This is a genomic window from Rothia sp. 88186D007BW, from assembly GCF_053544215.1.
Genome location: NZ_JBPPTR010000010.1, coordinates 87539 through 112901, shown reverse-complemented (window position 1 = coordinate 112901; position 25363 = coordinate 87539). Strand labels below are relative to the sequence as shown.

Genomic DNA, 25363 nt, shown 5'->3' with positions numbered 1-25363 from the left:
ATCGTATAGCGGCCTAGTACTCCGCCCTCTCACGGCGGCAACACCGGTTCAAATCCGGTTGGGGTCACAGGCTAAAAGCTCCACTTCCACCCAAGGAAGTGGAGCTTTTTCTTTACCCCCAGCTTCATTCCGCGAACCTGCCAAGCATGCAAGAATAGGGTACGTGCACAACGAATCAATCACTCCCACCCTGGCAACCGTCCAAGAAGCCCGCGCAACTCTAGCTGCGGCGTCCTTCCCCCTGGTCACAGGTTCAGCCGAGGCAGCGCGCAAAGAAGCGCGAACCGCCGTCACCCAGCTCGATGACTACATTCTGCCCAAGCTGGCCACCCTGGATGCCCCACTCACCGTAGTAGTTGGTGGCTCCACAGGCGCCGGTAAATCCACTCTGGTTAACACTCTTATTGGGCAGCCCGTCACCCGCTCCGGTGCCATCCGCCCAACCACCCGCCAGCCTGTCCTACTGCACCGGCCAGAAGACGCCGAAGCCTTCACCCCAGAACGTATCTTGCCCCACCTGGTGCGGGTGCCAGCAACCGCAGGTCAAGCCCTGCCCGGGGCCAACCCCCACAGCGGCCAAGACGAGCTAGTGACCGTGCCGGTGGACTCCCTACCTGCCGGTATCGCCCTGATTGATGCCCCCGACTTCGACTCAGTATCAGATGAGAACCGCCGCCTAGCCCAGCAGCTCTTGCGCGCCGCTGACCTCTGGCTCTTCGTCACCACCGCCAACCGCTACGCTGATGCTGTCCCCTGGGAAATCCTGCGCCAAGCCGCAGCCCGCGACATCACCATCGCGGTGCTCCTCAACCGTGTACCAGAGGGCGCAGAAGACGAAATCGAAACCGACCTAACCCGCATGCTCACTGAAGCAGGCATCACCCCGGCCCTCATCCACTCAGTCACAGAACAAGAACGTGACGAGAACGGCCTGCTGCCCCTAGCTGCCTTAACCCCCGTCGTCCTCTGGTTGCGCGGTCTAGGGGCCAATACTGATGCCCGCTCTGATATTGCCCGCCGCACCCTAGAAGGTGCCGTGCGTGCAGTGGCACAACAAGCGACAAGCCTTGCCCAGGCTGCCAGCGAACAGCAAGAAACCCAGGCCCGCCTCCGAGCAGACGTCACTACCGCCTTCGAACGCGCCCTGAGCAACCTGAATGAGGCCACCCAAGACGGGCAGATGCTCCGCGGAGAAGTACTGACCCGCTGGCAGGACTTTGTGGGCACCGGCGAATTCTTCCGCCAGGTAGAAACCACTATCGGCAAGGTGCGCGACCGTATCGCCGGCTTCTTCAAAGGCACCCCACCCACCCAGGCCGTCGAAGTAGAAGAAGCCCTTGAAGTAGGCCTGCACTCGGTCATTATGGAAGAAGCTGCCACTGCTGCTGAAACCGCCCAGCGCCGCTGGCTTGAAGACCGGGCAGGCCGCGCCCTGCTAGCCGGGGACGATTTAGCCGCACTGAGTGAAGGTTTCTCTGAAGAGGTTGCTGAAGCAATCCGCGCCTGGCAGCAAGACGTCATGGACATCATCGCCGCAGAAGGTGCCGGTAAACGCCAACGGGCCCGTTTCATGTCACTGGGTGTAAACGTCACCGCCGTCATTTTGATGATCGCAGTTTTCTCCATGACCGGCGGGCTCACCGGCCTAGAAGTCGGTATAGCAGGCGGCTCCGGGGTGGTAGGGCAGAAACTCCTAGAAGCAATTTTTGGTGAGGACGCGGTACGCCGCATGGCCACCGAGGCCCGCACCCGCCTAGAAGAGCGCATGCGCGAGCTACTACTCAATCAGCAGGAGCGCTTCAGCAAGCGCCTGGACGCCGCCAGCGGCGTCACCGACCCCCACGTCCCCTCAGCTGCTGACCTGACCCGGGCAGCCCAGGCATTGGCAGAGGCAGCCCAAGCATTGGCGCAGGCAGGGGAGCAGCTGGCGTCCGCACCGGCGGGGGCAAGAGTCAAACCTGCCAGCACTGAAACCGCCACCACAAGCACCGCCACCACAAACACCGCCCCTAAAAACACCGCCACCGAGAGCCAGTAAGCGAGAGCAGAAACCGTGACCACCACAGACACAACTTTCGCCACCACCGCCCTAGCAAGCCGCCTCGACGCCCTCAATCAGGCCCTAGAACTAGGGGAGGGGCGAGTAGATCCCGAAACCCTCCACAAAGCCCGCACCACCTTAGAACGAGCCGCAAGCCGCCGAGAACTCTCCGCCGAGCACACCGTCATCGGCTTCTTCGGGGCCACCGGGTCAGGCAAATCAACCCTCTTCAACGCGGTCGTCGGCAAAGAAATAGCCAAGAGCGCTACCCGCCGCCCCACCACCTCCACCGCCCAAGCAGCCATCTGGGGCACAGAAGGAGCAGAAGCCCTCCTCGACTGGCTAGAGGTCAGCAAACGCACCTACATGGACGAAGACCCCACTCAAGCCACAGAAGCCCTCAATCGCGCCGACGTGCCAGTAACCGTGGGCATGTGGAACAAAATCCGCCGCACTGTAGGAGCCGGGAAAACCGAACAAGCCAGCGGCGGCCTAATTCTTCTTGACCTACCCGACTTTGACTCCGTAGAAGCCTCCAACCGAGAAATCGTCGAAAAAATGGCCCAATGCGTCGACGTGCTGGTCTGGGTCATGGACCCCCAAAAATACGCGGACGCCGTCATCCACCAAGACTTCATCCAGCCACTAGCAGCCCACGGGGCAGTCACCCTAGCGGTACTCAACCAAGTCGACAGGCTCGATGAGCAGGAAGTACCCGCAGTCCTAGACTCCCTCAAACTCCTCCTAGCAAAGGACGGGCTCAGCTCCACCCTGCTAGCTGACCCCCTCGGCGTCTCAGCCCGCACCGGCTACCAGATACCCCGCCTACGCGAAATCCTTGGGCAAGTCGCCGTCGCCAAGAGCGCAGCCCTATCCCGCCTGGATGCTGACCTGGCAGGCGTCCGCTCAGACCTAGCAGCCCAAGACGGCGGGCCAGAGCCAGCCGGTATCACCGCCGCCGCAACCACCCGACTAGAAGACGACTTCTACACCGCCTCCGGGGCAGAATCCCTGGTCAAGGCCGCAGCAGACTCCTATAAACTACACGCAGCCTCATCCACCGGCTGGATCGCAACCCGCTGGCTCCTAAAACTGAAACGCGACCCCCTCAAACGCCTAGGCCTCCACAAAGAACACGACGGGGCACCCATCTCTAAATCCTCCCTACCCCCACTCGGCGCACCCCAAAAAGCGGCCCTCTCCACCTCACTGCGCACCTACGCCACCAGCGTCTCCCAGGGAGTAGAAGAACCCTGGAGTCACTCCATCAGAGCAGCAGCCCGCACCTTTGAGAGCCACCTCCCAGCAGAAATTGAGCGTGCCGCCGCCACCGTCCACTACAGCGCCCAGAAAAAACGCTGGTGGTGGCACCTGCTCAACGCCCTACAATGGGCAGGCCTGGCCACCGCCCTGGTAGGCCTGCTCTGGCTCACCGGCCTAGCACTAGCCGGGTACTTCCAGATTGTGCTACCTGACCCGCCCACCATCGACGGCTTCCCCCTACCCCTACCAACCCTGCTCGTTGCCACCGGCATTTTGCTGGGAATACTCACCGCAGCCCTCGGCCGAGGGGCAGCAGCAGTAGGGCACCGAATCTACGCCAAAAACATTCGCCGCCAGTTAGAAACCAACCTGGCAGATGTAGCGGCCCGTTGCGTCACCGCCCCCGTGCAAGAAGAACTAGCCCGCCTGCACAACTACCGGCAGGCTCTAGCTACGCAGGGCCTCCGTCAGCGCCGCAGCAGCCTCACACACCACCTCAGCATGCAAACGCCCAGGCTGACGGGTCAGACGTTCAATAGGCCCAGAGATAGACACCGCCGCAATCACCTTCCCTGAAGGTGAGCGCACAGGAGCAGAAACAGAAGCAGTGCCGCGCTCGCGCTCGCCCACAGATTGCGCCCAGCCACGGCGGCGCACAGCTGCCAACATGGTAGCTGAGAACCGAGCGTTCTGTAGGCCTTCAACCAGGCGGGAGTGGTCTTCCCAGGCGGTAAGAATCTGGGCGGCGGAGCCTGCTTTCATAGAGAGCTGGGTTCCTACAGGGATAGTGTCGCGTAAACCGATGGGGCGTTCTGCAGAGGCTACGCAGACTCGCCAGTCACCCTGGCGGCGGAAGATCTGGGAGGATTCGCCGGTGACGTTACGGAGGTTGTTGAGTACCGGCCCGGCTGCAGCAATGAGACGGTCTTCACCGGCTGCGCTGGAGAGCTCGCCCAGGCGGGGGCCGAGCATGAAGCGGCCTTGGACGTCGCGGGCCACCAGGCGGTGGTGGGTGAGGGCAACAGCCAGCCGGTGGGCTGTAGGTCGGGCGAGTCCGGTGGCTTCGACAAGCTGGGACAAGGTGGCGGGGCCTGCTTCGAGACAGTCAAGAATGTAGGAGGCTTTGTCGAGGACCCCGACGCCGGAGCTGCGGTTTTCTTGCATGGTGGTAACTTTCGCCTGTGGTTAAGGGCCGCGCTGGGGGCCTAGGTGAATGATTCGTTCAGTGCCTTGTGGGTGTGCGAATCTAGGACTAAAAGATTGTGTCCGTATAATCTATCATGACTCTCATATTGTGATATGCGAGTTCATTTATTGGAAAGGCTATCCTGAGCTCATCACACTGAAGAAGGATGCTGTGCCCCGGGTGCCGGCGTCCTTTGGCTATTCAGATTAAGAGGTCTAGATAAGCAATGCCTGTGGTATGGCTAAGAACACCGCCGCCACACCAACCAGCACCCCCAAGTGGGGTAAAGTTGGTAAGCGAGAATTGACGCGGAAGTAACGTGTTGTAACACCCGACTAGTTTTTTTGACGATTGGACATACATGGTCAGCGCACTGCGTATTGAAGGTGGCACCCCTCTGAAGGGCGAGGTAAACGTCCGCGGTGCTAAGAACCTGGTTCCTAAGGCCATGGTTGCAGCCCTGCTGGGCTCCACTCCTTCGGTGCTCCGCAATGTTCCTGAAATCAAGGACGTTCAGGTCGTCACCGACCTGGTAGAACTGCACGGTGTCTCAGTGGAGTACAACATGCAAGCTGGCGAACTGCGCATGGACCCCTCCAAGGTCTCTGTCGCCAACCACACCGACATTGAGGTGCACGCAGGTGACTCACGTATCCCCATTCTGCTCTGCGGCCCCCTGCTGCATACTATTGGTGAGGCCTTCATCCCTGACCTAGGTGGCTGCAAGATCGGTGACCGCCCCATCAACTGGCACCTGCGCGTCCTTGAAAAATTCGGTGCCAGAATTGAGAAGCTACCTACCGGTATCTCCATGAAGGCCCCCGAAGGTGGGCTCCAGGGTGCCCAGATTAACCTGGTATACCCCTCCGTTGGCGCAACCGAGCAGGTTCTTCTGGCTGCCTCCCGCGCCAAGGGTAAGACTGAACTGACCGGCGCTGCCATTGAACCTGAGATTATGGACCTCATCGCGGTTCTGCAGAAAATGGGCGCCATCATCACCGTCGAAACTGACCGCCAAATCATCATTGAAGGTGTTGACGAACTCACCGGTTATAACCACGTGGCCATGCCCGACCGCAACGAATCAGCCTCCTGGGCTTCTGCGGCTTTAGCAACCGGTGGCGACATCTTTGTACGCAACGCAAACCAGAAGGACCTGTCCACCTTCATCAACGTCTACCGCAAACTAGGTGGCGGCATGGACATCACCGATGAGGGTATCCGCTTCTTCCACCAGGGCGGCGATCTGAATCCCCTCTTCGTTGAAACTAACGTGCACCCGGGCTTCATGACCGACTGGCAGCAGCCCCTAGTTGTCGCTATGACCCAGGCTAAGGGCGTCTCTGTAGTTCACGAGACTGTCTACGAAAACCGCTTCGGCTTCACCGATGCCCTGGTACGCATGGGTGCTACCGTCCAGTTGCACAAGGACTGCCTGGGCCCCACCCCCTGCCGTTTTGGCCACCAGAACTTCAAGCACTCTGCCATCATCACCGGCAAGACCCCGCTGCACGGTGCCGACATTAACGTGCCCGATTTGCGCGGTGGCTTCTCACACGTGATTGCGGCGCTCACCGCTGAAGGCACCTCAAACGTCACCGGTGTTTCTGTCATTTCCCGCGGCTATGAGCACTTTGTTGATAAGCTCACCGCCCTGGGCGCTAACTTCGAGGTCACTGCCTAAGATGAGCACAAAGAGCGATTCTTTGAGGGACATCAAACCCACCACACTGGGGGATGCAGTCTACACCGTAGCCGGTACGCTCTTACGCCCCCTCTTCAACCTGCCCCTGAAGGTGCAGATTCAGGGGCGAGAGAAGCTACCTAAGACTGGCGGTTTTATCGTAGTCTCAAACCACCTCACCGTGATTGACCCTGTGACCGTAGCCTACCCCCTCTTCATCGAAGGTATCTTGCCCCGCTTTTTGGCCAAAGAAGCTCTCTTTAGGGCGCCGGTCCTGGGGTGGCTGATGCGCCAGTGTGCCCACATACCGGTAGCCCGCGGCTCAGCCCAGGCAGGCCAGTCCCTTGAAGTAGCCCAGAACGTGCTTCAGGGTGGGGGAGCGGTCATTATCTTCCCCGAAGGCACCCTGACCAAGGACCCCGACATGTGGCCCATGTCTGGTAAAACTGGCGCTGCCCGCCTGGCTCTGGCTACCGGCGCCCCGGTCTATCCTATTGCCCACTGGGGCGACCAGGATTTTTGGCCCCGCCGCGGCAAGCCCCGCTTTAGTCTGCCGCGTAAGAAGGTCACGATTGTGGTGGGTGACCCCGTTGATTTTAGCGACCTGGCCCAGCGCCGTGAGACTGATACCCGCTACAGCCAGCAAGAATTGACAGCCATAACTAACCGTATGCTTGACGGCGTGACCACCCTCCTTGAGGGCCTGCGCGGTGAGAAAGCCCCCAACGGGCGCTGGAACGCTGTCTTGAACGTCCGCCAGTCACCTGACCAATAACCGCACAAGGGGAAGGCACGCACCCATGACCGATGTCAAGCACCAGAAAATCGCTGTCCTTGGGGCAGGCAGCTGGGGTACCGCTTTTGCCAAGGTTGTTGCGGACGCCGCCACCAGCGCCGGGGCAGACCGGCAGGTGGTGCTGTGGGGGCGTAACCCTCAGACCATGGCCGCCATGCAAGAAAGCCGTACCAACGAGGGCTACTTCCCGGGTGTGAAGCTACCTGAGAGCATGGTCATGACCTCTGACGCAGCCCAGGCCCTCACCGGGGCAAGCATCGTGGTGCTAGCCATTCCTGCCCAGGCGCTACGCTCCCAGCTAGAAGTTTTTGCGCCCCTGATTGAAGAAGACGCCCTGCTAGTTTCTCTAGCCAAGGGCCTTGAAATGGGCACGGGTCTGCGCATGAGCCAGGTCATAATCCAGGTGTTACAGGCACATCTGATCGCTAACGGTGCCGGGTCTGAAACGGTTGAGGCTGTGCCAGAACGGGTAACTGTGCTCTCTGGCCCCAACCTGGCTAAAGAAATTATTGCCGAGCAACCCACCACCAGCGTGGTTGCCGCTCACAGCCAAGACATCGCCCAGCAGGTTGCCGCTATCTGCGCCGCCGACTACTTCCGCCCCTACACCAACACCGATATCGTGGGCGTAGAAATTGGTGGGCTGGTCAAGAACGTCATCGCCCTGTGCGTGGGCATGTGCGAAGGCAAACGCTACGGCGATAACTCCAAGGCCTCAGTGATGACCCGAGGGCTGGCAGAAACCACCCGGCTAGCCCTCGCCTTAGGCGGTAAGAGCGAGACCATGAGCGGCCTAGCAGGTATGGGTGACCTGATTGCCACCTGCTCTTCACCGCTTTCACGCAATCACACCGCTGGCCGTCTGCTGGCTGAGGGGGTCGCCCCTGACCAGTTGCATACCGTGATGACCCAGACCGCTGAGTCCATCAAGTCAGCCCCTGTTGTGGCAGAACTCGCGCGAAAAGTGGGGGTAGAAATGCCCATCACTGAGGCGGTTACTGCTGTGCTCGACCGTAAAATATCAGTTGAAGAATTAGCCCCGGCCCTGCTGGGCCGCTCCCTCAAATCTGAGGAAAGCACCCCGGGCACCTAGCTAGGGCAGTTGGGGCCGCCTCAGCCCCGCACGATACCTAAAGGACGTTATGACCGAAACCAGCACTAAACCTACCCTTGCTCTGCTGTGCGGTGGGCGCTCATCGGAGCACTCCATCTCACTGATTACCGCCTGCGGTGTTCTCGGGGCCATCGACCATGAGAAGTACGATGTGGTTACCATCGGCATCACCAAGGATGGCCGCTGGTACCTGACCGATGAAGCAAGCCTGAGCATCCTCACCGAGGCTACCGCCCTGGCAGAGTTCCCTGCCCAAGGTCAGCAGGTTTTCTTGCCTCTAGGCGGTGGAGATAACCGCCTGCGCCTGATTGATACTGCCGATTCCACCACTGTTGAGATCGGCCCGGCTATCGATGTTGTCTTCCCCCTACTACATGGCCCCTTTGGTGAGGACGGCACCGTGCAGGGCCTGCTAGAAATGGCAGATTTGAAGTATGTGGGCTGCGGTGTAGCCTCATCTGCTATCGGCATGGATAAGCACTTTATGAAGGTGGCCTTTGAGGCTGCTGGCCTAGAGGTCGGCCCCTACGAGGTTGTGACCCGCCGCCAGTGGGCACTTGACCAGGCCGGTGCCCGCCAGCGTATTGAGAAGCTGGGCTACCCGCTCTTTGTTAAGCCTGCTCGTGCGGGGTCTTCCTTCGGTATTACTAAGGTTGATTCTGCTGACCAGCTTGATGCTGCTATTGCTGAGGCGCAGGCTCATGACCCTAAGCTGGTGATTGAGGCCGGTATCGTGGGCCGTGAGATTGAGTGTGCGGTGCTTGATGCGCCCCATGCTCAGCTGCCGCGTGCCTCCTACCCCGGTGAGATCGTGGTGTTAGATGAGCAGCATGATTTCTACGATTTTGAGGCTAAGTACGTTTCTAAGACCTCTGCTGAGACTCGCTGCCCTGCTGATCTTCCGGCTGAGGTGTCTGAGCGTATGCGCCAGCTTGCTGTGGAGGCTTTCTTGGCAGTTGATGGTGAGGGCCTGTGCCGGGCTGACTTCTTCTATACGGAGGACGGCCGCCTGGTCATTAACGAGGTGAATACTATGCCTGGTTTCACCCCGATTTCTATGTACAAGACCATGTGGGAGAACACTGGCCTGGCCTACGAGCAGCTCATCGATGAGCTGATTTCTTTGGCCTTGGAACGCCCCTTGGGCCTGCGCTAGTAGCCCTTGCCTTTATGGGGGTCGGTGATGGTGTCATCGACGTTGGTACACTGCTTCTGCTGGGGTATCTGGGCTACTGCCGATGATAGTTCTGCAAGGACGGTAGATGATGAGACGTGATCCGCGTCGAAAGTGACCTGCAGGGCGGGGTCTCGTCCGAAGGTTTCGGCAACCCAGGTGCCGGTGGCTGTGTGCTCGGTGGCCGCAGCTAGCTCATCATCGGTGGGTTTAATAATCCAGTCAATGCCGTTGACTGAGACGCAGGGGTCTGAGACGGGGGCGGTGCTCTGCTGAACTCCGCATTTGAGGATAATGGCGCTGGGCTCACCCCAGGCTGTAGTGGCCTGGGCGGTGGTCTCGCGTTGGGCTAGGCCACTGACGGTTTTGGGCATCGCGACCAGGGCATAGGCACAGGTGGGGTTAGCGGCATCAGGGGCGGGTTCTAGCTGGACAGCCCCAGCCCCGCAGGCGGTTAGACCTAAGACGGTTAGGAAGAGGACGAAGGGTTTGCGCGGTATTCTCACCTGGCTATTGTATATCTTTCCTTTGACCGGGTTTTTCCTTGCACCGGTGTGCCGATGGGGCGGTCTGCTTGCTGAGAGGAAGAAGAGACGCTAGCAGGTGGGGAAGAGATTCGGTAGGGTAGGGGGTAGCGTTGCCCGCCAGGGGAATGACCCTATATGAGTGGTGGAAGGAGGGGCTGTGAAGAAGAAGGCTTGCTGTGCGGTGGGTTCGGCTCTTGCCCTTACTCTGACCCCTTTCTCTTTGCTGGTGGGGCAGGTTCTTACTGGCCCTCAGAGCGCTTTTGCCGCTGAGTCGGCCACTGATTCTTCACCGACTGCGCCGGTTCTGCCCTCTCAAAGCCCTGGTGCACAGGGGACGGTAGCCCCCAACACCAGCCCCGGCCCTCTTCCCTCGGCGGATCCTGCCCCAACCCCGGCGCCCAGTGAATCGGCAGAGGCGGTGGTGTCTCCTTCACCTAATCAGACAGCTAACCTCATTGTGACAGGTGGGGTTGCCAGCCTGCCGGATGCAGGTACAACAACCTCCCTGCCAGATCAACCTCCCACAGCCAACCCCACCACAGATGCCCCTGGTGATTCGTCTGCCCCTTCCTCAGCTACCCCAGCTGCTATCCAGTCAGCACCTCTAGCTACCCCCTCGAACCCAGCAGCGGCCTACCCACCTGCCCCACCAGCAGAAGGCTCGTGGCCCCAGGGGCCTGAGGCAAGAGGACTAACAGGCAACACCCCAGAGCTGGCACCTGCCCCAGCGCCACGCGGGCCAGACATCATAGCTAACGGTGTTACCGGCGCCCAAGCCCCGAACCTTAGAGAAACCGAGAATAACCTGGCAGAGACCCTACCAGCGGAGGCAACAGTCCTGGGTATTTTCTCTAGTAGCCAGCAAAACCTAGCCTATGAGGGGGCACCTGAATGGATGGAAGGGTTCTTGAACATTTCGGCTGCCCCCGCAGGTAGCTCATCATCCGCGGACCCCAATCAAGCCGTGGGCGTGGCCGGGGCACAAGCCCAGGGGCACCACATGGGGGCCGGTACCGGGGGCAGTATCTTCCAACGCGGAGGCACCATTGTGAACGGCGCCCGCCCCCTGCTCATTTTTACCGGCATTGCCACAGCGGGCCTCATGCTGGTGGTCTTTAACTTTGTGTGGCGTAACCGTGCGCCCAAGAACTAGGAGCCCCCGATGACGACGGTAGCCCAGATGAGCGAAGGGCAACTTCTTGCCCTCTTTTTACCCATTCTTGCTGCCCACAACCAGCAGGCGGCAGACGTCCGCGCCAAAAAAGATGTATCTGGTGCCCTCGTGCTGGGGCCAGGGGACGACTCAGCAGCCCTAGACTTGCGAGGTGGGCTGACCGTCATGAGCACCGACACCCAAACAGAAAACCAGGACTTCCGCCAGCACTGGCCCTCAGGGTACAGCACCGGCGGGTACGAGGTGGGCTGGAAAGCCGCCACCCAAAACCTCGCCGACATCGCAGCCATGGGCGCCACCCCCATCACCCTACTGGTTTCGCTGACCCTCACCCCTGATACCCCTACAAGCTGGGTGCAGGACTTTGCCCGCGGAATCACCGAATCCTGCACAGCCCAGGGGGCTAGCACCTGCACCATCGCCGGGGGAGACATGGGCTCAGGCAGCGAAATCTCGGTGACAGTGACCGCCGTGGGCCTGACTGACCGGCCCATCACTCGAAGCGGCGCCCAGCCAGGGGAGGCCATCGTCTTTGCCGGTGCCCTGGGCACAGCCGCAGCCGGCCTGGCCCTACTAGACTCACAGCCCTTTACTGCCACTCAGGAGCTAAGTACCTGCGTCCTGGCCCAGCAGCGCCCCCGCTCACCCCTAGCCCTGGGAGCCAGTGCGGCACCCTACCTGACCTCCCTCATGGACGTCTCTGACGGCCTGGTGCGCGACAGCGGACGAATTGCTGCCGCCTCAGGGGTAGCCCTTGACCTTAACTCAGCAGCCCTGGCCCCCTGGGCGCAGAAAGTGCACCCGGCCGCTGCTCTGCTAACTGGCGGCCAACCAGAGCGCGCAGAGGCCCAATCCCTGCGCTGGGTGCTGACCGGCGGGGAAGACCACGGCCTGCTAGGCACCTGCCCCCCAGAGCAGATACCGCCGGGATTTACTAGAATTGGTACGGTACAGACAGGTGACGGTATCACCCTTGATGGCCGCACCTACACCGCGAAAGGATGGGATCACTTTGAGGCAGGTTCCCGCTGACTGGTGGCTGAACTGGCTACTGCGCGCGCGCACCCAGCTCATGGAACACCGTTCCCTTCTCAACCGCATCAACGTCTTTCCCGTAGCTGATGCCGACACCGGGGCGAACATGGTCGCCACCCTGGGGCGGGCAGCTGACACCGCTGGAATGGCGGACGAACCCACCCTAGCTCTTGCCGCCCGTGCGGCCCTGCGGGAGGCAAGAGGAAACTCTGGCACTCTACTAGCTGTCTGGTTGCTGGGCCTTGCCCAAAAACTAGGCCAGGCCGGGCAACTGGGCCAGGCCGGGCAAGTAGGCCAGACTGAGCAACCGGGCCAGACTGAGCAAGTAGGCCAAGCCCACCTAGAGGGGGAGAACCCGCAGGAACTTACCCCCGCTGCGCTCGCTGCTGCCTGGGCAGAAGGTGCCCGACAGGCGTCCGCCGCTCTAAGCCAGCCAGCAGAAGGCACCATGCTCACCCTCATGCAGGCCCTGGCGACCTGCCCGCTACCTGCCACCAGTGAGCCTAGCCCCTGGCAGACCTACCTCACCGACCTGCTTGCCACCTCAGAAGCTGCCCTGCGCGGCACCGCCCAGGCCGCCCATGCCCGGAACGGTTGGGTAGATTCCGGTGCCCTGGGTCTACACCTGGTACTGGTGGCTCTGGCTACCGAACTGCTGGGGGCTGCACCACCTGCTACCTACCGTGACCTGCTCCAGATAGAAGCAGCACCCCTACAAGTTCGTGCCCCGCACCGGCGCTCTGCTGCGGGCCCCCAGGTTGAAGTCATGTGCCAGATTCACCTGCCCGTGCTTGAAGTCACTAAACTCCGTAGTGCCCTGGAAACAGTGGGGGATTCTGTCTCTATCGCCCAGGTTGAGGCTGGCAACCAAGCCCTGTGGGCTATCCATGTGCACGTACCCCATGCCGAGGACGCCCTAACCCTCCTGCGCGCAGCTGGAGAACCCATCAACGTGCGTACCAGTTCCCTCACCGCCGCAGAAGATGCCAGCAATGACCGGGGCGATGAGCGCTAATGGCAGCCCGCGCACGCAAGACCCCCAAGCTCAGCGAGGAAGCTAAGGATGCCCTAGCCCGCTACGCCGCAGAAGACCGCCTAGATAACGCCCCCCTGGCCGACTACCTGGGGGCCAGCCTGGCTAAGTCCTTCAAAACCCATCTGGGTATCGAAACGGTAGGGCAGGCCCTAGACCACTACCCCCGCAAGTATTTGCCCCGTGGCGAACTCACCCCCTTCTCATCCCTGGTGGAGGGCACTGAGGCCACTATCGTTGCTCAGGTGGTGCGTATGAGCACCCGGCAGATGGCATCGCGGCGCGGGTCCATTACAGAAATTACTATCACCGACCAGCTAGATCAGCTAAATCAGCCAAACCAGGTAAGCCAGCCAGACCCTCTAGCTCCCACCGGCCAGCCCACCAACCCTAACGCCTACCGGGGAGCTGCCCCACCAGCCTCCTACACGCGGGGCTACACCAACCCCCGCCTGCACGGTAGCGCAGGGGGGTACACAGAGTCTCAGATGCCGGGCGCCGCACCGGGTGCGCCTCATTATCAGATGGGGGATATCTTTGGTGGTTACGCCCCTGAGCCTTACTCCCTGACTGCCCAGGGCACCATGACTCTTAGCTTCTTCAACGCCTGGACAGCAGCGCGTGAGATTCACGAAGGCGATCAGGTCATGTTCTCCGGCAAGGTCGGCTCCTACCGGGGTGAGCTCACCCTAACTAACCCCCACTACGCTGTCATTGCGGGGAAGGAACTAACCGCCGCCACTGGTGCTAGTGCTGAAGCTATTGAGCGGGCTGCTGCGCGGGCGTCCGCACCTATCCCGGTCTATAAGGCCAACCCCAAATTCCCCACCGATAAGGTGGCCACCGCCATTGAGACCCTCATTGAGCGCATCAACCTCAAAGAGCTTGAAGACCCCGTACCTTTTACCGTGCGCAAGAGCCGCAAAATCCCTTCTTTGGAGTGGACCTACCGGGCCGTACACACCCCCGATACTGAAGAAACCTGGCGGGCAGCCCACCATTCTTTGCGCTACCGGGAGGCCTTCGTGCTGCAGGCTGCCTTAGCGCGTATCCGTGCTGCCCGCGCTGCCCACCAGACCCTAGCCCGCCCCTATATGAGCGGTGGGTTTGCTGATGCCCTGCTTGCGGCCCTGCCCTATCAGCTCACTGAAGGGCAGGAGGCTGTTGGTGCTGAAATTCGCTCCGATTTAGCCAGTTCTTCCCCCATGAACCGTCTGTTGCAGGGGGATGTGGGTTCGGGTAAAACCGTGGTGGCTCTACGCGCTATGCTGCAGGTGGCCGATAATGGCGCCCAGTCGGCGATGCTGGCGCCCACTGAGGTGCTGGCGGAACAACACTACCGGTCAGTGTGCGAGATTCTTGGGCAGATGCTGGCCCCGCAGGCAGAGCCGGGTGCGGGCGTCCGCGTTGTGTTACTTACTGCTTCCCTCAAAACCAAGGCTAAGCGGGAGGCTCTGCTGGCTATCGCATCGGGTGAAGCAGATATTGTTATTGGCACCCACGCCTTGCTGGGGGATTCTGTTACTTTCGCCGATTTGGGGCTAGTTGTTGTCGATGAACAGCATCGCTTTGGCGTTGAACAGCGCGATGCCCTGCGTGGGCCCGGCGGGGAGTTACCTCACCGGCTGGTCATGACCGCTACCCCCATACCCCGTACCGTGGCCATGACCGTCTTTGGTGACTTGGACACCTCAGTGCTTGACCAGCTACCGGCTGGCCGCCAAAAAATTACTACCCATGTGGTGCCCCTGGCAGAGCACCCCCGCTGGGCTGAGCGTATCTGGGCTAGGGCCCGCGAAGAAATTGATGCAGGGCACCAGGTCTATGTGGTCGTACCTAAAATTGGTGGGTCAGACACCCCCACGGACGCTGAGGCCGGTCAAACCCTCTTCGGCCTGGGGGCAGCTACCGGCTCAGCTGCTGGGCAGGGGAAAGTGCCCGGCTTGGGGTCCCAGGTGGCAGCGGGGCAGAGCGCCCGCGGCTCACTAGCCTCAGTAGAGAACACCCTCGAAGAGTTAGAGGGACTACCAGCCCTGGCCGGGGTGCGCATTGCAGGACTACACGGGCGTATGGACACCGCAGAGAAGAACCGGGTTATGACCGAGTTTTCTGCCGGGCATATTGACCTGCTCGTTTCTACCACCGTGATTGAGGTGGGCGTGAACGTGCCCAACGCGACCCTCATGATTATCATGGATGCCGACCGTTTCGGTATCTCTGGTCTGCACCAGTTGCGCGGACGCATTGGCCGAGGCTCCTTACCGGGCACCTGCCTGTTGGTCACCCAGCAAGCGGCGGACGGCGTCAGCCGGCAACGGCTAGCTGCGGTAGCGGCCACCACCGACGGTTTTGAACTATCACGGTTTGATCTAGAGCAGCGCCGTGAAGGCGATATTCTAGGGGCTGCCCAGTCGGGAAAGAAGTCCACGCTGAAACTTCTGCGGGCCCTAACTGATGCCAAGCTCATCGAACGAGCCAGGCACGATGCTTTTAGCATCATTGAGGCTGACCCCACCCTGGCTAAGCACCCCGATTTGGCTCGCACGATAGACCGGGCCCTGGACGCTGACCGCGAAGCCTTCCTGGGGCGGGGCTGATCAGGACGCTGGGGCGCGGCTAGTCAGGACAGCGGCCGGTCGAAACCCCCGCATTTATTCTGTTTTATCCGCAACTAGTTGCGGATAAAACAGAATAAATGCGGTAAATAAAGGTGCCCCTTTGACTACCTTGAGCACTCGTCACTGGTCAGCCTGCACCCAGCCCTACCTTTCTTCCTCTTGACCCTACCGGTACCCTTAAAACAGTTCATACCCTTACCCCTAGGAGCGGAGCGCAGCCCTATGAGTCGCATTATTGCAGGAGCCGCAGGTGGCCTGCGCCTAGCCAACGTGCCTGGTGATAACACCCGCCCCACCACAGACCGGGTGAAAGAAACCCTCTTCTCCCGCTTAGACACCTACAACATGCTAGAGGGCGTGCGTGCCCTTGACCTTTTTGGTGGCTCAGGTGCCTTAGGGTGTGAGACTCTTTCACGCGGGGCAGCCCACGTAGATTTTGTGGATCACTACCCCAAGGCGGCTGCCGTCATCGAGAAGAATATTGCTGCTGTGGGTAAGAGCACCAGCGGCACTGCCCGGGTGCATAAGATGACGGCCCGCACCTACCTGGGCGCGGGGGCGTCCGCCTGGGATCTGGTCTTTATTGACCCACCCTACGCGGTGACTAACAGTGAGCTTGAAGAGCTGCTGACCTTGCTGGCCCCTCGCCTGACGGAGGGGGCTGTGGTGGTTGTGGAACGGGCCTCTCGTACCGATGAGCCTGCCTGGCCGCAGGGGCTGGAAAAGTTTGCTGAGAAAAAGTACGGGGAAACTGTGCTCTACTACGTGGAGCCTGTCGGTGTTAGGGCGGAATGATGAGTGAGAATATCAACGAATCTGGTTATCAGCCCCAGCCAACCCCTGAAATCAGCCAGCAGTCGCCCTTACCTCTGCTAACCGAAAACACCCTGGTGGTGCAGCAGACCCGTAGCTTTATGAGCAACGACTTTGAGCTTCAAAGCCAGGGTGGGCAGGTGCTGGGCCGGGTGCTCACCACTGGTTCAACGGCGGGCAGGCTGTTGAAGGGTAATCGCACCTTTGACCTGGTGGACGGCAACGGAAACCTTCTGCTTAAAATTATTGACCCTTTTGATCTTGGCCTAGACCGCTACGAACTGCACAACCCTGACGGCTCTCTTTTCGCTCACGTACAAAAGCAGTTCTCCTTCATGCGTAAACGCCTGGCCATTGAGCTGCCCGGCCTCACCCTGCAATTAGAGGGTAGTCTCTTCGAGTACGATTTCAACATCACGGTCAATGGCCACGTTGCGGCTCATGTTGCCCGCCAGTGGGGTGGCCTGATGGCTGGGCTGCGCGGTAAGAGCCGTTACGGAGTAACCTTTGATCCCGGTGCCCCTGAGCCGGTGCGTCTGGCTATTGTGGGTGGTCTGGTTGCTCTTGACCTGATTCGGGCAAAGGACGCCCGCAACTAGGGGGCACTGAACCCTACAAGTTCACCGGGCCGCTGGGGCACAGCCTAAGGTTTTAGTGGGAGAAGGCGCGCAACCGGGTGGCGGCAGGGGGGAGTAGAGTGTGAAGAGAAGGACCTCATCACCTGGGTGTCATGCAGTATCTTAGGCCTAAGCACCTACTGTAACCTAGAGTCATGCAATTGGTTGTCTGCCCCGGTTCTTTTGACCCTATCCATAACGGTCACGTTGAAATTATTACTCGTGCTGCCAAAATTTATGGCAGTGTGATTGTCGCGGTTTCTCATAACTCTAAGAAGACCTATCGCTTTAGCCTAGAAGAGCGTGTGGCTATGGTGGAAGAAACTTTTTCGCTCTTTGATGGGGTCTGCGCCAAGGTGCTCCCGGAGGGGGAGTTGCTGGCTCATTTTGTGCGTGAAGAGGGTTCGGTTCTTATCGTTAAGGGTTTGCGGAATACTGCCGATTATGAGTATGAGGCGCCGATGGCTTCTATGAACCGCCATATTGCCGGGGTGGAGACCAGTTTTATTGCGGGGGACCCTAAGTACAATCACATCTCTTCTACCATTGTGAAAGAGGTCGCTAGTTTTGGTGGGGACGTCCGTGATTTTGTGCCGCGGGCGGTGCAGCGGGCCCTTTACCCCGAGTAAGGGTGGGTCTGCTCCATGGGGCGGGCTGGGGCGCTTGTGGTCAGCTAGACAGGGTTGAAAAATAATAGTGCTTGATTCGCTGGGCCTTAAGACCCTAAAATGGGTACTTGGTTTAAAACATTCGATAGGGAGTTCGTCATTTCACGAAAAGATTCATCGCCCCTTTTGATCTCGGTTCGAGATCTAGCTCATCGCCCGGGCGCAATGGAGACCCTTGATGAAGTTCTGCCTGCGCCAAGCGAATTTGGCAATGCTCTGATTGAAGCGGAAGAAGGTAGCGACATTGACCTCAATGTTCGCCTAGAATCCGTTTCAGATGGTATCTTGGTATCTGGTACTGCAACTGTCACCGTTTCCGGTGAATGCAGCCTCTGCCTCGACCCGGTTGACTTTGATGTTACAGCCGATGTTCAAGAGCTTTTTGTTTTCGAGAAGGCCCCTGAAGGTGGCCCCGAAGATGAAGTAGATGAGCAGTACGCCGTAGAGAACGATGAAATTGATCTCGAACCGGCGCTGCGGGACGCAGTGATTCTTCAACTGCCGTTCCAACCTGTTTGCAGTGACTCCTGTCAGGGCCTGTGCACCGAATGCGGCGCACACCTAGAGGACGACCCTGAGCACCACCATGAGGTCATCGACCCCCGGTGGAACGCGCTATCAGCGTTGCTCGATGCGAACGACAAATAAAACTTATAAAGCAACAAGAGAAAAGAGATAGCTGTGGCTGTTCCCAAGCGGAAAATGTCCCGTGCTAACACCCGCGCCCGCCGTTCCCAGTGGAAGGCTTCCGTTCCTCAGCTGGTCAAGACCGTAGAAAACGGTCGCGTCACCTACTCCCTGCCCCACCAGGCAAAGCTCGTGACTGACTCAGCTGGCAACGAACTCTTCTACGAGTACAAGGGCCGCAAGGTAGCTGACGCTTAATCACACCTTATGACTAACTCTGCATCACAAGAGTTTCTGAAACGTCTCGGTATCGACCTCGATACCGAGACGTTTCAGCTTGCAATGACTCACCGCTCCTACTCCTTTGAAAACGGCGGCCTGCCCCACAACGAACGCCTAGAATTTCTCGGCGACTCCGTACTGTCCCTGGCCGTTGCTTCAGAGCTCTACAAAAAGTTTCCCGACCTGCCTGAAGGCGAACTGGTTAAACGCCACCACGTGATTGTTTCCACCCGAACCTTAGCCAACCTGGCCCGCAGCCTCAAACTGGGGCCCTGCATCCGACTAGGTAAGGGGGAGAAGAAAAGCGGTGGCGACGATAAGGACTCAATCCTGGCTGACACCATGGAAGCTGTCTTTGGTGCCGTCTATATGGCCTACGGGCCTGAAGCAGCCCACCAGCTCGTACTGACCCACACCTCACCCATGCTCGATGACAATAAGACCCTAGATGTTGGCCGCGACTGGAAAACTGAAATCCAGGAATATGCTGCCGCCCAGGGCAAGGGCGAACCTATCTACGAGGTGGAAGGTACTGGCCCTGACCATGCCCGCCGCTACACAGCCAAGGTTCTTCTGGCTGGAAAGGTGATGGGCCAGGGCAAGGGCACCAGCAAGAAAGAAGCTGAGCGTATGGCTGCCGAACAGGCCTACCATAAGGTCCATAGCTCAACTAACTAGCACCTGCTACGCACAGAGGGGCGCGTCCCCCTACGGTGGAAAGGCCCAAGGACTATGCCGGAGTTACCCGAAGTTGAAGTGGTTCGCCGCGGCCTAGCACGGCACCTGCTCGGTGCCGTGCTTGAGCGCGTGCAGGTAGTGGACGGACGCTCCGTGCGCCGCCACCAGGCCGGGCCAGAGAACTTTGAGCAACTACTGACGGGCCTACGCGTGATTGACGTGGCCCGGCGCGGCAAATACCTCTGGCTACTCTTTGAGAACAATGAAGAGTTCGCCCTGGTCATTCACCTGGGCATGAGCGGCCAAGTACTCCTCAAAGACCCTGGAATGCCGGCAGAAAAACACCTCAAAGTGCTCATAAACCTGGCAGGTGCCACCGATGAGAGCGGGTACCCAGCCCCGCTGACCCTGCGTTTTGTGGATCAGCGCATCTTTGGCGGCATGTTCACCAGCCCCCTACTACCCACCCAGAGCGCGGACGGGCAGCCGCTACCTGCGGCGTCAGCGTCCGCCCTGGGCTTGGCCCTAATCCCTCAGGCTGTAGCTCATATTGCCCGCGACCCGCTTGACCCTCACTTTGATTTTGGGCAGTTCCGGCGCACCATGCTGGCTACCTCTACCGGCATTAAGAAGCTCCTCCTAGACCAGAGCGCTATCTCTGGGGTGGGGAACATCTACGCCGATGAGGCCCTGTGGCGGGCGAGACTCCACTACGCTAAACCAGCGAAAAGCATCCCGGCTGCAACGGCCCGGGAACTGGTGGAGGCTGCACGCACGGTCATGCGTGAGGCCCTGGCCCAAGGTGGCACCAGTTTTGATGCCCTCTATGTAAACGTCAACGGGCAATCAGGCTATTTTGACCGGTCCCTTAGGGCTTATGGGCAAGCCGGGCAGCCCTGCCCCCGCTGCCTAGCGGGCGGGCGAACCTCCCTCATAGTGCGTGAGCCTTTTGCGGGAAGAAGCTCCTACCGTTGTCCCCACTGCCAGAGAAAACCACGAGGCGTATAGCCCTTATAGCCAAAGGGCCCTATAGGTGCAGGGCCTATAGGTGCGCCAGAGACTAAGAGCCAGTGAACCTGTCCCCGTAGAAGTCACCCAACCGCTCATAGCCTTCCTCAAGGGCAACAGCCGGAGTCCAATCTAGTAGTTTCCGGGTGGTGCGCTGATCGAACCAGTGGGCTGTAGAAAGCTGCTCAGCTAAGAAAGACGTCAACGGAGGGATCTGCCCGGGGGCAAAACGGGCCCAGGCCTTTTCCATGACCACACCCAGCCCGTAAGCCACGGAGGCCGGGAGCGAATAGGTGGGGGGCTGAACGCCGCAGGCGGTACACATGCCGGCAATAATCTCACCGACCGGGCGGGGCTGACCATTAGTGACCACCAAAGGCACCCCACGAATCGTCTCAAGACGCTGGTAGCCGCGCACGAAGGCGTCCGCCCCGTTATCAATATAGAGGGTATCAATCATGGCCGTACCCTGATTGAGCAGGGGCAGGCGGCCCGCAGCAGCACGTTCTAAGACGCGCTCCACCAGCTGAGTGTCACCGGGGCCCCAGACAATATGGGGGCGGAGCACCCCAACCCAAAAATTATCTGCATCAAAACTCAGCGCCAGCAGCTCCGACTCAGCCTTAGAGCGGGCATAGTTACCGCGGGCCTGCTCAGGGCTGGCCGGCGGGTTACCCTCACCCACAATAGAGGCCCCGGAATGGGCTACCGAGGGGGAAGAAGCATGCAGGAACTTGCCGATACCGGCTGCGCGGGCAGCCTCTAAGAGGGTGCGAGTGCCCTCGACGTTAACCTGCCGGTAGTCTTCCCAGTCACCGACCACAGAAACTTTAGCGGCAAGATGGATGACCCCCTGCACACCGGTCACAGCCTCACGAACCGCAGCCGGGTCAGTGAGGGAACCTTGCACCTGGTCAAAGCGATCTACCAGGTGGGGCGGGAGCATCTGGCTTATCTGGCAGTCCCCGCGTTGAAAGGCTCGCACAGCATAGCCAGCCCGCAGCAGGGCAAAGACAATCTCCCGGCCCAACAGCCCTGATGCGCCGGTGACCAGCACCCGCTCAGCCCGGGCAGGCTGGCAGGCATCTGGGGCAAGTGAACGCAGCGAGACTACCATGCAATAACCCCCTTGCCCAGGCGGGTCTTCTTCCCCTCCAAGAGCTGCTGGGCCCAGGTAGCAAGAACCGGGCGGTCAATCTTAGAGTTATGCCGCACATCGGTGGGGTGCTCAGCTACCACCAGCACAGCAGAAACTTCTACCCCGGTTTCATCCAGAACCCGCTGGCGTACCCGCTGAGCCAAATCTGCTGGGGCTAGACCGTTGCGGGTCTTCTTCCCCCGGAAACGGGGGCCAACTTCAGCCACCACTAGTACGGACGCCGCTCCGGCGGGGCCAGTAGCAACGGCAGCAGCCCGGCGCACCTCAGAATCAAGTTCGGCGGCCTGTTCTAAGGCCACGGGGGTTAGCACACCCTGGGCGGTGACTAAGACATGGGCTAGGCGCCCTTCGACCCAGAGGCGTCCGCTAGCATCGAAGTGGCCCACATCGCCGGTGCGGTGCCAGCCAGGGTTGGACGTAGAGGTTTGTTCGGTGACCCACAACCCGTCATAGCGGTCCTTGATATGCGGGGCAGAAATCAGGATCTCACCGGTGATACCGGGCTCGGTGGTGACCTCGTGTGAAGAGGTACCATCGGGCAGCAGAGGCGCAAGCTGGAGGGTGGCCCCGTCCACCGGGGTGCCCACACAGACGCCGCCACCAGCACCGGGCAGGCCTGCGGTAGCGTCCTTCTCAGCCTGCTTGATGTCAGCGTAAGAAACATCGGTGGCGGGCAAGGACTCGGTCATACCGTAAGGGGTGTGCAAGGAGGCTGCCGGTAGCAGGTTCTGCAAACGCGCCAGCAGGGGAGAGGTGATAGGTGCACCGGCTGAGAGCAAGGTAGTGACCTGCCCCAGGGCAGTGCGCTGCTGGTCGGTCAGATCAGCTGCCGTATCGAGCACGTTCATGAGCGCGGCAGGGGAGGCAAAGATGGTGCTTGCCCCGATGGCCTGGGCAGCAGAGGCCAAAGCGGCAGCGGTCAGGGTCTTAGGTTTGGTGACGTCCATAGCTGGAGTCACCGAAGTAGCGCCCAGGGCCGGGCCCAGTAATGCGAAGGGGGCAAAGCCTGCCACCAGGCCACTGCCTGCAGCTAGCTGGTAGGTTCTTGCGATAGTATCTCGCATGGCTGCTAGCTGGCGGTGGGTGTAAACCACGCCCTTGGCCGGGCCGGTGGAGCCAGAGGTGTAGAGAATAGCGGCGTCGATGTCGGGGTCAGGGTCAGCTACCGCAAAAATTTCAGGGGCCACAAAATCATCGACCGCACCTACTACACCCAGGGCACGGGCAGCAAGCGAGGGCAGGGAACCGGCCACAATGCGCTTGCCCGGCCAGCCCAGGGCTTGAGCGAGGGTGAGCGCTGCTGGAACACCAATGAGCCAGGAGGGGCGGGCCCCCTTGAGTGCGCGCGTCAGCCCCGCAGCACCCAGGCCGGTGTCGGCTACAACAATCACAGCCCCAATTTTGAGGCAGGCATAGATGAGGGTGGTGAGCTTGATACCGGGAGGGACTAGCAGGTTAACCCTGTCACCGGGTTTGATTCCGAGCTTGTGCAACCCAGAAGCTACCCGGTCCACTTCAGCGGCCAGTTCGGCCCAGGAAAGTTGGGCAGCGACCTGGGTGCCGTCCCCCTTCTTGCTCATATCGACCACAGCTAGGGTGGTGTCTGATGCCCGGTCTGCTAGTTCGGCGCCTATGGGGCGGTAGTCTTCTTGCACCTGTGTGGCGCGTGCTTCTTGGTGGCGTTCCCGCTGGGTGCTACCGGTGACGAAGTGCTCGGTTAGCCACTCTAGAATAGGGCTGGCGATGTCTTCATCTTCGGCCACCAGGTGGCTGGCGTTCTCAAAACGGTGAATGTCAGCCTGCGGTAGGCGGGTAGCTAGGTCAGCTAAGTAGCGGCGCTGGAAAACCGGGTCTTTAGTGCCCCAGAGCATGAGGGCAGGGACCTCTAAATCGGTGATACCTTCAGCCACAGAGACCATGGGGCGGTAACTAGAGGCCGCTTCGGTGGCGGGAATATCGGCAACGAAATTACGCACACCTGCCCGGTGTTCAGCGGTTCTGTAGGGCAGTTTATAGGCCTTTTTGACTGCGGCATCAAGACCGCTGCCCTGGGCTAGGCCCAGGGTTACGTCTATGAAGGCGGTTGATTTTTCAGTAGCCCACCCATGCAAAGCCGGGTTCAGGGCAGCCTGTAGGGCAACAGGAAGTTTCTGCCCGGCATCATGAAAAACAGCGGTGTTGGTCAGCATGAGCCCTGAGACAATCTCGCGGTGTCGTAGAGCCCAGCCCAGAGAAATCAGCCCGCCCCAGTCGTGAGCTAGGGTCACTAGGGGTAGGTCAGTATCATCAAGCCCTAAAGCTGCGGTGAAGTCACCCAGGTCAGCAATACGGTCAGCGAGGGAACGGGTCTTGCCAGTGCGTTCTGAATAGCCCATATCGAGCTGATCGACGGCGATAACCCGCCAGGGCTGCTGGGCCTTGGTTGCGGCAGCGATGACTGACCGCCAGAGGTAAGACCAGGTGGGGTTACCGTGCACGGCTAGTACCGTACCTACCGGGGTGCGTCCGGCTGCTTGGAGAGCGGGGCCGTTATCGAGGTAGTGCCAGCGGCGGCTGGTGCCGGGTTCTTCTACCGGGGCGGAGGCTGGCACCTGCATCTGGTGGGACCAGGCAGGGTCAACACCGGGCCAGAGAGAGGGGTCTGCGGTCAGCTGAGAAATAGTCATGGCGGCTCCTACCAGGTGATTTCCATCAGGGCAGTGTTCAGGCCAGAGCCCACACCCATGCAGAGAATCCGGTCGCCGGGGGTGAAACGGGGGCTTTCTTCAGCCAAGGTCATGGGCAAGGCGGCCGCTGCCACGTTACCCCAGACCGGGAAGGTGAGGGGGATGCGCTGACGGTCAATACCTACAGCCTCAATGATGGCGTTGGTGTGGGCGTTAGAAATTTGGTGGGTGACGTAGGAGTCCATCTCCTTCCAGTCCCAGCCCTGCTGGTGGGCTTCTTCCCAGGCCTCAGCTACTAGTTGCAGGCCGTGCTTGAGCAGCCCTTCGGCGTCCGTGCTCATGCCCTGATCGGCGTCACCGCCGATGCAGAGCTTGCGGTGTTCTGTGCCTGCGCGGGAGACTGAACCGACAATGATGTGCCCCTCGGGGTGCACATCAGAGCGGCCGATGATGGCAGCGGCAGCCCCTGAGCCCAGGGTGAGGGTGGCGAATTGGGTGAGGACGTCATCGCGTGTGGAATCGGGGCGGCCCAGCTGGCGTAGGGCGGTGGCGTGCCAGGGGGAGGGGTCTTCGCTATCGACAATCAGGGCGTAGTCGATGGCACCGGCATCGATCATGCTGGCGGCCACCGTCACACCGTTAACGAAGCCAAGGCAGGCGTTGGTGATGTCAAAGTTGAGGGCGTGGCGGGGAAGGCCCAAACGGTCGTGGATGCCTACTGCTACAGCCGGTTCAAAGTTATCGCGGGTAACAGAGGTGTTAATGATGAGCCCGATCTGTTCCTTGCTGATACCGGCCTGGGCGATGGCTTCTTCGGCTGCTTGTACGGCGCCGTCTTCAAAGTGCATAGTGGGGCCCCATGCGCGGCGTTCTCTAATGCCGGCCAGTCGTTCTAGGAGGCCCTTGGGCATGCTGAGCCGCTGGTAGGTAGCCGCTAGTTGCTCATCAAAGTAGGAGCTGGTGACGACCTCCGGTGGTAGCACTCTGGTTACCGATAGTAGGGAGGCGTTCTTGTGGCGAATATCTGAATTAGCGGTCAATCTACTCTTCTAGCCTTAGTTTCGGACTTGGGCAAACCCTTCGATGAAGAAAAGGGCACTTTTCAATAATAGGCTCCCTGGGGGCTGGGGCGGTGATTGATGACGCGGGTTCATCTCACACCGAACAGGTGTAGGGGCCTGCGGTAAAGTGGTATGCCGA

The 25363-nt window shown here is 60.1% G+C and carries 21 protein-coding genes and 1 pseudogene; 17 read left to right on the top strand and 5 right to left on the bottom strand.

The window, feature by feature from the left end:
- Positions 1-163: 163 nt before the first annotated feature.
- Positions 164-2038, top strand: coding sequence for a dynamin family protein (locus ACEE09_RS07305; protein WP_449083413.1), 1875 nt, complete (start codon positions 164-166; stop codon positions 2036-2038).
- 15 nt (positions 2039-2053) lie between these two features.
- Positions 2054-2716: pseudogene (locus ACEE09_RS07300) on the top strand (dynamin family protein); the annotation flags it as partial.
- Between the two features lie 1035 nt (positions 2717-3751).
- On the opposite strand, the gene ACEE09_RS07295 reads toward ACEE09_RS07300, so the two are convergent.
- Positions 3752-4468 (bottom strand): IclR family transcriptional regulator, encoded by a 717-nt coding sequence (locus ACEE09_RS07295; protein WP_449083411.1) that lies wholly within the window; start codon positions 4466-4468, stop codon positions 3752-3754.
- A gap of 383 nt (positions 4469-4851) precedes the next feature.
- Between ACEE09_RS07295 and murA the strand changes: the two genes are divergently transcribed.
- From murA to ACEE09_RS07275, 4 genes are read left to right on the top strand one after another with little or no spacing between them, the layout of a single operon-like run.
- Positions 4852-6174: a UDP-N-acetylglucosamine 1-carboxyvinyltransferase gene (gene murA, locus ACEE09_RS07290; RefSeq protein WP_449083409.1), complete on the top strand. Its 1323-nt coding sequence runs from the start codon at positions 4852-4854 to the stop codon at positions 6172-6174.
- Position 6175: 1 nt separating this feature from the next.
- A complete protein-coding gene (locus tag ACEE09_RS07285; protein ID WP_449083407.1) occupies positions 6176-6949 on the top strand; it encodes a lysophospholipid acyltransferase family protein in 774 nt (257 codons plus the stop codon).
- Between the two features lie 25 nt (positions 6950-6974).
- Positions 6975-8063 (top strand): NAD(P)H-dependent glycerol-3-phosphate dehydrogenase, encoded by a 1089-nt coding sequence (locus ACEE09_RS07280; protein ID WP_449083405.1) that lies wholly within the window; start codon positions 6975-6977, stop codon positions 8061-8063.
- A 49-nt stretch (positions 8064-8112) separates the two neighbouring features.
- Positions 8113-9240, top strand: coding sequence for a D-alanine--D-alanine ligase family protein (locus tag ACEE09_RS07275; RefSeq protein WP_449083403.1), 1128 nt, complete (start codon positions 8113-8115; stop codon positions 9238-9240).
- On the opposite strand, the gene ACEE09_RS07270 is transcribed toward ACEE09_RS07275, so the two are convergent.
- Positions 9237-9764, bottom strand: coding sequence for a DUF3515 family protein (locus ACEE09_RS07270; RefSeq protein WP_449083401.1), 528 nt, complete (start codon positions 9762-9764; stop codon positions 9237-9239). The two genes, ACEE09_RS07275 and ACEE09_RS07270, sit on opposite strands and share 4 nt — an antisense overlap.
- A gap of 178 nt (positions 9765-9942) precedes the next feature.
- Between ACEE09_RS07270 and ACEE09_RS07265 the strand changes: the two genes are divergently transcribed.
- From ACEE09_RS07265 to mutM, 11 genes are all read left to right on the top strand, one after another.
- On the top strand, positions 9943-10938 hold the full coding sequence (locus ACEE09_RS07265; RefSeq protein ID WP_449083400.1) for a hypothetical protein: 996 nt from the start codon (positions 9943-9945) through the stop codon (positions 10936-10938).
- A gap of 9 nt (positions 10939-10947) precedes the next feature.
- The gene (gene thiL, locus ACEE09_RS07260) at positions 10948-11991 is read left to right on the top strand and encodes a thiamine-phosphate kinase (protein WP_449083399.1); all 1044 of its coding nucleotides are present in this window, start codon (positions 10948-10950) and stop codon (positions 11989-11991) included.
- A complete protein-coding gene (locus ACEE09_RS07255) occupies positions 11972-13009 on the top strand; it encodes a DAK2 domain-containing protein (RefSeq protein WP_449083397.1) in 1038 nt (345 codons plus the stop codon). Before thiL ends, ACEE09_RS07255 begins: the two co-directional genes overlap by 20 nt.
- A complete protein-coding gene (locus tag ACEE09_RS07250; protein ID WP_449083395.1) occupies positions 13009-15624 on the top strand; it encodes an ATP-dependent DNA helicase RecG in 2616 nt (871 codons plus the stop codon). The genes ACEE09_RS07255 and ACEE09_RS07250 overlap by 1 nt, the downstream gene beginning before the upstream one ends.
- A 243-nt stretch (positions 15625-15867) precedes the next feature.
- Positions 15868-16440, top strand: coding sequence for a 16S rRNA (guanine(966)-N(2))-methyltransferase RsmD (rsmD, locus tag ACEE09_RS07245; RefSeq protein ID WP_449083393.1), 573 nt, complete (start codon positions 15868-15870; stop codon positions 16438-16440).
- On the top strand, positions 16437-17057 hold the full coding sequence (locus tag ACEE09_RS07240) for an LURP-one-related/scramblase family protein (protein ID WP_449083391.1): 621 nt from the start codon (positions 16437-16439) through the stop codon (positions 17055-17057). The genes rsmD and ACEE09_RS07240 overlap by 4 nt, the downstream gene beginning before the upstream one ends.
- 173 nt (positions 17058-17230) lie before the next feature.
- On the top strand, positions 17231-17704 hold the full coding sequence (gene coaD / locus ACEE09_RS07235; RefSeq protein WP_449083389.1) for a pantetheine-phosphate adenylyltransferase: 474 nt from the start codon (positions 17231-17233) through the stop codon (positions 17702-17704).
- A gap of 204 nt (positions 17705-17908) precedes the next feature.
- A complete protein-coding gene (locus ACEE09_RS07230; protein WP_449083417.1) occupies positions 17909-18391 on the top strand; it encodes a YceD family protein in 483 nt (160 codons plus the stop codon).
- Positions 18392-18424: 33 nt separating this feature from the next.
- Positions 18425-18628 carry a 50S ribosomal protein L32 gene (rpmF, locus tag ACEE09_RS07225; protein WP_135011069.1) on the top strand — a complete coding sequence of 68 codons (204 nt, stop codon included), beginning with the start codon at positions 18425-18427 and terminating at the stop codon, positions 18626-18628.
- A 9-nt stretch (positions 18629-18637) separates the two neighbouring features.
- Complete coding sequence (gene rnc / locus ACEE09_RS07220) at positions 18638-19330, top strand: ribonuclease III (protein WP_449083387.1); 693 nt, start codon at positions 18638-18640, stop codon at positions 19328-19330.
- Between the two features lie 54 nt (positions 19331-19384).
- Positions 19385-20338: a bifunctional DNA-formamidopyrimidine glycosylase/DNA-(apurinic or apyrimidinic site) lyase gene (gene mutM / locus ACEE09_RS07215; RefSeq protein ID WP_449083385.1), complete on the top strand. Its 954-nt coding sequence runs from the start codon at positions 19385-19387 to the stop codon at positions 20336-20338.
- A gap of 52 nt (positions 20339-20390) precedes the next feature.
- On the opposite strand, the gene ACEE09_RS07210 is transcribed toward mutM, so the two are convergent.
- From ACEE09_RS07210 to ACEE09_RS07200, 3 genes are read right to left on the bottom strand one after another with little or no spacing between them, the layout of a single operon-like run.
- Positions 20391-21455 (bottom strand): NAD-dependent epimerase/dehydratase family protein, encoded by a 1065-nt coding sequence (locus ACEE09_RS07210; protein ID WP_449083383.1) that lies wholly within the window; start codon positions 21453-21455, stop codon positions 20391-20393.
- Positions 21449-24163: an alpha/beta fold hydrolase gene (locus ACEE09_RS07205; protein ID WP_449083381.1), complete on the bottom strand. Its 2715-nt coding sequence runs from the start codon at positions 24161-24163 to the stop codon at positions 21449-21451. Before ACEE09_RS07205 ends, ACEE09_RS07210 begins: the two co-directional genes overlap by 7 nt.
- Positions 24164-24171: 8 nt before the next feature.
- Positions 24172-25203, bottom strand: a complete 1032-nt coding sequence (locus ACEE09_RS07200; RefSeq protein ID WP_449083379.1) for a 3-oxoacyl-ACP synthase III — start codon at positions 25201-25203, stop codon at positions 24172-24174.
- Positions 25204-25363: the final 160 nt, after the last annotated feature.